The organism is Arthrobacter sp. 01N444 (genome assembly GCF_056399305.1).
In genome coordinates this window covers 446,574-453,710 of the sequence record NZ_JBFTRB010000002.1, presented here as the reverse complement: position 1 = coordinate 453,710, position 7,137 = coordinate 446,574, and the positions used below count along the sequence as shown (strand labels likewise).

The following is a 7,137-nucleotide window of genomic DNA, read 5'->3' as shown; positions in this document are numbered from 1 at the left end:
AGGCACGGCACCGGGACGCTGCTGTTCACCGGCCCCGTCACCACAGGCACCATCCGCAAGCTCGCCTGCGACGCCGACATCATCCCGGTCGTCCTCGGCGGCGAGGGCCAGGTCCTGGACATCGGCCGCGCCTCCCGCATCTTCCCGCCACACATCCGCAAGGCCATCACGGCCCGGGACCGGGGCTGCGCCTTCCCCCAATGCACGATCCCGGCCCCCTGGTGCGAGGCCCACCACATCACCTACTGGTCCCGCGGCGGAACCACCGGAACCGGCAACGGCACCCTGCTCTGCTCCCATCACCACCACGTGATCCATAAGGAACACTGGAGCATCCAGATGCGCACCGGCATCCCCTGGTTCATCCCGCCACCCCACCTCGACCCCGCCCAGACACCCCGCCGGAACACCTACTTCCGTCTGGAGTGACCCCGTGGCCGCCGCGTGACAGAAGCCCTGACGGCCGGGTCACCGTGGGGGTCGAACGGCAGCGGCCCGGACGGCCGGGTGGAACAGATACTTCCGCCCACCAGTAGCGCCCCGCGGCGCTTACGGCTAGTCCCGCCGACACGTCACCGCCTCCACCGCGCGCAATATCGGCTGCGACTTCGACATGATCCCCGTCGTCCTCGGCGGCGAGGGCCAGGTCCTGGACACCGGCCGAATCTCTCCGCGTCCGGGGGCGAAGCCCACCCAATCACGTAGTAGTTCCGCGCCGGAACCACTGGGCTGGACAACGGGACAGGTCGATAATAAGAGCTCTGGGAGCGGTGGTTATTCCTCAGAGAATCTTGCGCCGAAGACTCACGATTGCAACGCAGTTAGGGCTGCGATAGTTTGTGCCTTGAACGACACAATCATGTGGAACCTGGGACGCCACTGTTAGGTGGCGCTCAAGTGTGGATATGAGCCACGCGCGTACTCTTTCAAGAAGGGTTTCGCTCGATGGCAAGCTGCACCAAGATCACCTACTCCACCCCCTGGCACGCGAACCGCGCGCTCAAGGAAATCATCCGGCAGGGCTCGTCATCTGGGGGCAAGTTGCCCGCGAGCGTATACCCATGCGGAGGCTGCAAGGGATGGCACCTGACCTCGAAAAGGGCAGCTGGAAAGGCAAAGAAGTGGCAACGCCATTCTTCGTGAAAGTTTCACCAGCGCGCTAATGGGACCCTGCGTACTCGCACAACCACGTGATCCACGAGGACTGTGGACCATCCGGATGCGGACCGACGGCATACCCGGTTCGTCCCCGCCGCACGTCGACCCGGCCGGGCCGGACCGGGCCGGGCCTACCGATGATCGCGCCGGCGCGTCATCAAGAGCAAGGGTGATCAGGAGGTCCGGCCGGCGCAACCAGATCAGCCCCGCCGGCCGAGCGGGCGTTAGAGGAACTCGGCCCGGCCTTCCATTGCCGAGGACGCCAATGCGTGTTCCCGCCGCGGGATCCTGCCGGCCGCTTTCGCCAGCCTGCCGGCGATGACGGCATGTTTGAAGGCCTCGCCCATGAGCACCGGATTCTGCGCACGGGTCACCGCCGTAGCCAACAGCACGGCGTCGCAGCCGAGTTCCATCGCCAGGGCAGCGTCCGAGGCCGTGCCGATCCCGGCATCCAGCACCACGGGCACGGACGCGCGCGAGACGATCAGCTCGATGTTGTGCGGGTTCAGGATGCCCAGTCCGGTGCCGATCGGGGCGCCCAACGGCATCACGGCCGTCGCGCCGAGGTTTTCGAGCCGGAGGGCAAGCACGGGGTCGTCGTTCGTGTAGGCGAAGACCTTGAAGCCTCGGGCCACGAGCTGTTCGGTTGCGTCCACGAGTTCGACGGCGTCCGGCAGCAATGTGTGTTCGTCGGCAATTACTTCGAGCTTGACCCAGTCCGTTTCCAGGGCCTCCCGCGCCAGCTCGGCGGTGAGGACTGCGTCCTTGGCGGTGAAGCAGCCTGCCGTGTTGGGCAGTACCCGGATCTGATGGTCCTCGAGCAGCTGGAACAGCGAGCCCGTCTCCGCCGGCGAATAGCGGCGCATCGCCACCGTGGTCAGCTCCGTCCCGGACGCCACCAGCGCCGCCCCGAGCCCGTCCAGGCTCGGCGCACCGCCGGTTCCCATGATGAGGCGGGAGCCGAGCCTTACGCCGTCGACCACGAACGGATCGGCCACCGCACCGGTCATGGGGACGGCCTGTGTTCCTGCGAACGTCGTCTCGTTCATGCTGGTCATCCTCCTTGGACTGCCGTGACAAGTTCGACGTCGTCGCCGTCGGCGAGCGCCGTGGCGTGCCACTGGCTGCGCGGCACCACTTCGGCGTTGCGGGCGACGGCGACACCGAGCTTCCGCCCGTCGGCGGCGCGGCCGTCGGGGCCGATGCTCCGGCCAGTGAGCTGGCTGACGAGTGTGGAGACGGAGGCGCCGTCGGCGACGCTCTGATCCATTCCGTTAAGTCGGATGTTCATGCTGCTTCCTTCTTGGGGCTGTCCCCGGACGTAACCGGGATGCGGGAAAAACGGTCGGGGCGGAACCCGGCCCAGCGCGGGTCCGGCGTGAAATCCATGAGTTGCCGGCACACGGCGGCAGCGGCGGGGGTCAGCAGGACGCCGTGCCGGAAGAATCCTGTGGCGATGATGAGTCCCGGGACGTCGCCGCCGTCCGCTTGTGCGATCCGCCCCAGCAGCGGGGCATTGTCCGGGGTTCCGGGCCGCGCCCGCGCCGTGGCTTCCAAAAGCTCCAGCTCGGCGACCGCAGGCACCAGCTGCTGGGCATCCCGCAGCAGCTGGTAAATGCCGCCGGCGGAAACCGCGTGCGGATCCGACGGTCCATCCTCCCGCTGGGTGGCCCCGATCACCACGGTGCCGTCCTGGCGGGGGACGATGTACACCGGGATGCCGCGCACCATGCCCCGCACGGTGGCCGTGAGCAGCGGCTGCAGATGCGGAGGCACGCGGAGCCGGAGGATGTCGCCGTAGACGGGCCGCAGCGGCAGCGCCAGCCCGGCCGGAAGCTCCTCGAGCGCGGCGGCGCCGAGCCCGTTGGCGACCACGGTCTCGGCAGCCCGCACGGTACCGCCGCCAGCCAACCGCACACCTGCCACCTGTCCGTCCTGCCACAGCAGGCCTGCCGCGCGCCGCCGGACGAAGCTGCCGCCTTCCGCACCGAGCACGCCGGCGAGCAGGGTGATCAGCAGGCGGGGGTCCACCTGGTGGTCGGCCGGGATGTCGAAGGCACACGAGATGCCGGGACTCAGGAGGGGCTCCCGGGTGCGCGCCTCGCGCACTGTCAGTGGCTCCACGGCCAGGCCGCATGCCTTCTGGACTTCCCTCAAGTCCGCGAGCGCGCGCCGGTCCGCCGCGTCGGCCCCCACCGCCAGGGTCGGCGTCGTTAAGTAGCCGGTACCCGCCGGGGAATCCGCGCCGGCGGCACCGGCGTCGAGAGCTGCAGCGAATCCTGGCCACAACCGGGAGGCCTCGAGCATCAGTTCCAGGAGCTGTTCCTCCTGGTAGTGCAGTTCACTCACGGGGGCCAGCATGCCGGCCGCGGCCCAGCTGGCTCCGCTGCCGGGAGCATCATCGATCAGGACCACGGATCGGCCCGAGCGGATGGCCTCGAACGCGATGCCATGGCCGATCACCCCGCCGCCGATCACGGCCACGTCGGCAGTCGTATCCCCCGCGATGATTCCCTCTGCGGTACCGGTCCCTGTGTCACAAACCTGGGCGGCGGCGTCATTTGCGGCTCCGGCTGCACGGCCTGCTCGTGTGCCCATGAAAAATTCCTTCCCTACGCCGGTACTAGCCGGATCAGGTCAAGCGGTCGGCTCTGACGCCCTCTCAGCCGGGCAGCGGCGACATGGCTGCTGCGGGCTCCCGCGGTATGCGCCCAGTTTAGAGGAACTAGGCTGGTCCCATGAGCCAGGACCCTCTCCACACCACCGCCCGCCTCTATCTCTGCACCGACGCCCGCAGGGACCGCGGCGACTTCGAGGACTTCGTGGACGCCGCCTTCGCCGGCGGCGTGGACATCATCCAGTTGCGCGACAAGTCGCTCGAGGCCTCCGAGGAGCTGGAACTGCTGGAGGTCCTGCACACCGCAGCGCAGCGCCACGGGCGGCTGTGGGCCGTCAATGACCGGGCGGACATCGCCTCCCTGTCCGGGGCTCCGGTGTTCCATGTCGGCCAGAAGGACATTTCGCTCGACGCCGCCCGCGGCTTTCTCGGCAAGGATGCCGTGATCGGCCTGTCCACCCACAGCCCGAAGCAGGTGGACGCCGCCATCGCTGCCGCGCCAGGCCGCAAAGGGCTCGATTATTTCTGTGTGGGCCCCGTGTGGGCGACGCCCACCAAGCCCGGACGCGCCGCCGTCGGCCTCGATCTGGTGCGCTACGCCGCCCAGGCGATCGGCGGGGCGGACGCGGAGGGAACCGGCAAGGTCGACGAAAGCGTGCTGCCGTGGTTCGCGATCGGCGGGATCGACCTCAGTAACGTGGAGCAGGTAGTCGATGCCGGTGCCCGGCGGATCGTCGTGGTCCGGGCGATCACCGACGCCACTGATCCGGCCCACGCCGCCGGAGCCTTGCTGGCGGCGCTGGACGCCGCCGCATCCTAAGCAGGTCCCCAGCCAGTAATGCCGGCCGGCACTGAATCTATCCGGCGAGACCCAGCTCCGTCATCCGGCGCGCGTGATTCGCTGCGAGTTCGGCTGCCAGGCCGTTGACCAGCGCCCGGGCGCCGGCGTCGTCCAGCCCTGACAGTCCGCCGAGGAACGCGTGCTCGGCGCTGACACGCTGGGCGTGGTTCAGTACTTCCCCCAGCAGACGCCTGGCCCACAACGCCAGGCGCGACGCCAGCCGCGGGTCATCGGCCAGGGCCGCCTTGATGCGCGCCTGCAGCACGGCCGTGGACTCACCGGTGGAGCGGACCTGCCCGATCAACTCACGGGTCGCGGCGTCGACGTACCGGCCCACGACGCCGTAAAAGTCCGCGGCGACCGTGTCGATCACGTAGGCCTTCATGAGGGCCTCGTACCAGTCCGACGGGCGCGTGCGTTCGTGGAAGTGGTCCACCGAGGGCTGGAACGGCAGCATGGTGGCCTCCGTATCCAGGCCCATGTGTTCGAGCCGGATTCGGACGAGTTCGTAATGCTGGAACTCGACCACCGCCATCCTGCCCAGCAACGCACGGTCATGCAGCGTGGGCGAATACCGGGCACTCGAGGACAGCCGCTCGAAGGCGGAAAGCTCGCCGTACGCCAAGACTCCCAGCAGGTCGGCAAGGAAGCTGTTGTAGAGGGCAGGATCGTCCGCAGTTGCGCTCATCATCCAAGACTAATAGCGGAAATCGGGCTACCCTGATTTTCGTGTCACATCATCGCCTGACCCCCAGTGTCCACGAGCAGCAGAACCAGCTTGCCGGGGCACTCAAGGCGTTGCGCACCACGCTGGAACTGCCCGGCCCGTTCCCCGAGGATGTGCTGCGCGACGCGGAGGCGGCGGTGGCCGAGCACAAGCTCCCGGACCTTGACCTCACGCACGTCGAGTTCGTGACTATCGATCCGGCATCGTCCACCGACCTGGACCAGGCCCTGTTTATCGAACGGAGCAACGGCGGCTACAAGGTCTTCTACGCCATCGCCGACGTCCCCTCCTTTGTCGCCCCGGGCGGGGCGCTGGACGCCGAGACCCGGCGCCGCGGCCAGACCTTCTACACCCCGGACGGCCGGATTCCGCTGCATCCGGAGATTATCAGCGAGGCCGCCGGCAGTCTGCTCGCCGGGCAGCTGTGCGCGGCGTTCGTCTGGGAGTTCGAGCTCGACGCCGCGGCAGAGGTCGCCTCGGTCCTCGTGCGCCGGGCACAGGTCCGCAGCCGCGCGAAGCTCAACTACAAAGGCGTCCAGGCCGAGCTCGACGCCGGCACCGCGGCGCCCGTGCTGCAGCTGCTGAAAGAAGTAGGCCTCAAACGGGTGGAACTGGAACGACTGCGCGGCGGCGCGAGCCTGAACATGCCGGAACAGGAGATCCAGCAACTGCCCGACGGCGGCTACCGGATCGTAGCGGCCCCGCCGCTGCCGGTGGAGGACTGGAACGCCCAGATTTCACTCATGACCGGGATGGCCGCCGCGGCGCTCATGCTCCAGGGCAAAGTCGGCATCCTCCGCACCATGCCCGCCCCGGACGAGGCATCACTGCGCCACTTCCACCGGCAGACCCACGCCCTCGGCAAGCCCTGGGACGGGGAAATGCGCTACGGCGAGTACCTGCGGACCCTTGACCCGACGGACCCCCGGCAGCTGGCCATTGTGCATTCGGCCGGGATGCTCTTCCGCGGTGCCGGATACACACCCTTCGACGGCACAGTGCCCAACGCCGCCGTCCAGTCCGCCATCGGCGCCGCGTACGCCCATTCCACGGCACCGCTGCGGCGGCTGGTCGACCGCTTCGTGCTGGTAATCTGTGAGGCCCTGAGCAACGGCACCGAAGTTCCTGCCTGGGCCCGGGAGGCGCTGCCGTCCCTCCCCGCCATCATGGGCACCTCGGACCAGTTGGCGGCAAAACTGGAGCGGCTGGCGCTGGACACCGTTGAGGCGGCCCTGCTCGTCAACCACGTCGGCCAGGAATTCGACGCTGTCGTCATCTCCGGTCCCAAGCCGGCCAAGGGCACCAACGGCACCAGCAACGGCAACGGCGGGAAGACCAACGGCAACGGAAACGGCCCGTCCGGGATCGTCCAGATCGCCGAGCCCGCCGTGACCGCACGCTGCCCCGGCGAGCTGGAACCGGGCACCAAAGTCCGGGTCCGGGTGGTGTCCTCGGACATCGTCACGCGGGAAATCCAGTTGGAGCTCGTGGGCTGACGGCCGGCTATCGGTCCGTTGACGGCCCGCTGGCCGTCCTCACGCCGTCCCCACGCCGTCGCCAGCCAGCGCTCCCGGCCGCCCTCCCGGTCACTTCCCGAGGCGCAATCACCAGCCCAGTCGAGGATCCACGCCTTGTACAGCTAGACTGAAGAGGTAGAAATGGATGCCCGGTCGTTGATTTCCATGATTTTCGAATTCAACAAGCCCGCCCCTACGCGATCTTGAGATACACCCGCTGGTCCCCAGTGCCAGCATTTAGATAGCCCGCGATCGGCTTCCACTGGAATTGCTTGCG

The 7,137-nt window shown here is 68.2% G+C and carries 7 protein-coding genes and 1 riboswitch; of the genes, 3 read left to right on the top strand and 4 right to left on the bottom strand.

The window, feature by feature from the left end; genetic code table 11:
• Positions 1 to 429, top strand: a 429-nt coding sequence (locus AC1DKN_RS04405; protein ID WP_476870533.1) for an HNH endonuclease, incomplete at its 5' end; no start/stop codon positions are given.
• Between the two features lie 953 nt (positions 430 to 1,382).
• On the opposite strand, the gene AC1DKN_RS04400 is transcribed toward AC1DKN_RS04405, so the two are convergent.
• From AC1DKN_RS04400 to thiO, 3 genes are all read right to left on the bottom strand, one after another.
• Positions 1,383 to 2,207 carry a thiazole synthase gene (locus tag AC1DKN_RS04400; protein ID WP_079550362.1) on the bottom strand — a complete coding sequence of 275 codons (825 nt, stop codon included), beginning with the start codon at positions 2,205 to 2,207 and terminating at the stop codon, positions 1,383 to 1,385.
• Positions 2,208 to 2,212: 5 nt separating this feature from the next.
• Complete coding sequence (thiS, locus tag AC1DKN_RS04395; protein ID WP_476858916.1) at positions 2,213 to 2,449, bottom strand: sulfur carrier protein ThiS; 237 nt, start codon at positions 2,447 to 2,449, stop codon at positions 2,213 to 2,215.
• Positions 2,446 to 3,756: a glycine oxidase ThiO gene (gene thiO, locus AC1DKN_RS04390; RefSeq protein ID WP_476870532.1), complete on the bottom strand. Its 1,311-nt coding sequence runs from the start codon at positions 3,754 to 3,756 to the stop codon at positions 2,446 to 2,448. The genes thiS and thiO overlap by 4 nt, the downstream gene beginning before the upstream one ends.
• Positions 3,750 to 3,870: riboswitch (TPP riboswitch) on the bottom strand. (Overlaps the previous gene by 7 nt.)
• A 26-nt stretch (positions 3,871 to 3,896) precedes the next feature.
• Between thiO and thiE the strand changes: the two genes are divergently transcribed.
• Complete coding sequence (gene thiE, locus AC1DKN_RS04385) at positions 3,897 to 4,595, top strand: thiamine phosphate synthase (protein ID WP_476850362.1); 699 nt, start codon at positions 3,897 to 3,899, stop codon at positions 4,593 to 4,595.
• Positions 4,596 to 4,632: 37 nt separating this feature from the next.
• On the opposite strand, the gene AC1DKN_RS04380 is transcribed toward thiE, so the two are convergent.
• Positions 4,633 to 5,307 carry a ferritin-like fold-containing protein gene (locus AC1DKN_RS04380; protein ID WP_476870531.1) on the bottom strand — a complete coding sequence of 225 codons (675 nt, stop codon included), beginning with the start codon at positions 5,305 to 5,307 and terminating at the stop codon, positions 4,633 to 4,635.
• A 38-nt stretch (positions 5,308 to 5,345) separates the two neighbouring features.
• Between AC1DKN_RS04380 and AC1DKN_RS04375 the strand changes: the two genes are divergently transcribed.
• Positions 5,346 to 6,839, top strand: a complete 1,494-nt coding sequence (locus tag AC1DKN_RS04375) for an RNB domain-containing ribonuclease (RefSeq protein WP_476870530.1) — start codon at positions 5,346 to 5,348, stop codon at positions 6,837 to 6,839.
• Positions 6,840 to 7,137: the final 298 nt, after the last annotated feature.

Coding starts and splice junctions, on each gene's coding strand:
- thiE (WP_476850362.1), top strand. CDS start 3,897: ATGAGCCAGGACCCTCTCCACACCACCGCCCGCCTCTATCTCTGCACC.
- thiS (WP_476858916.1), bottom strand. CDS start 2,449: ATGAACATCCGACTTAACGGAATGGATCAGAGCGTCGCCGACGGCGCC.
- AC1DKN_RS04380 (WP_476870531.1), bottom strand. CDS start 5,307: ATGATGAGCGCAACTGCGGACGATCCTGCCCTCTACAACAGCTTCCTT.
- thiO (WP_476870532.1), bottom strand. CDS start 3,756: ATGGGCACACGAGCAGGCCGTGCAGCCGGAGCCGCAAATGACGCCGCC.
- AC1DKN_RS04400 (WP_079550362.1), bottom strand. CDS start 2,207: ATGAACGAGACGACGTTCGCAGGAACACAGGCCGTCCCCATGACCGGT.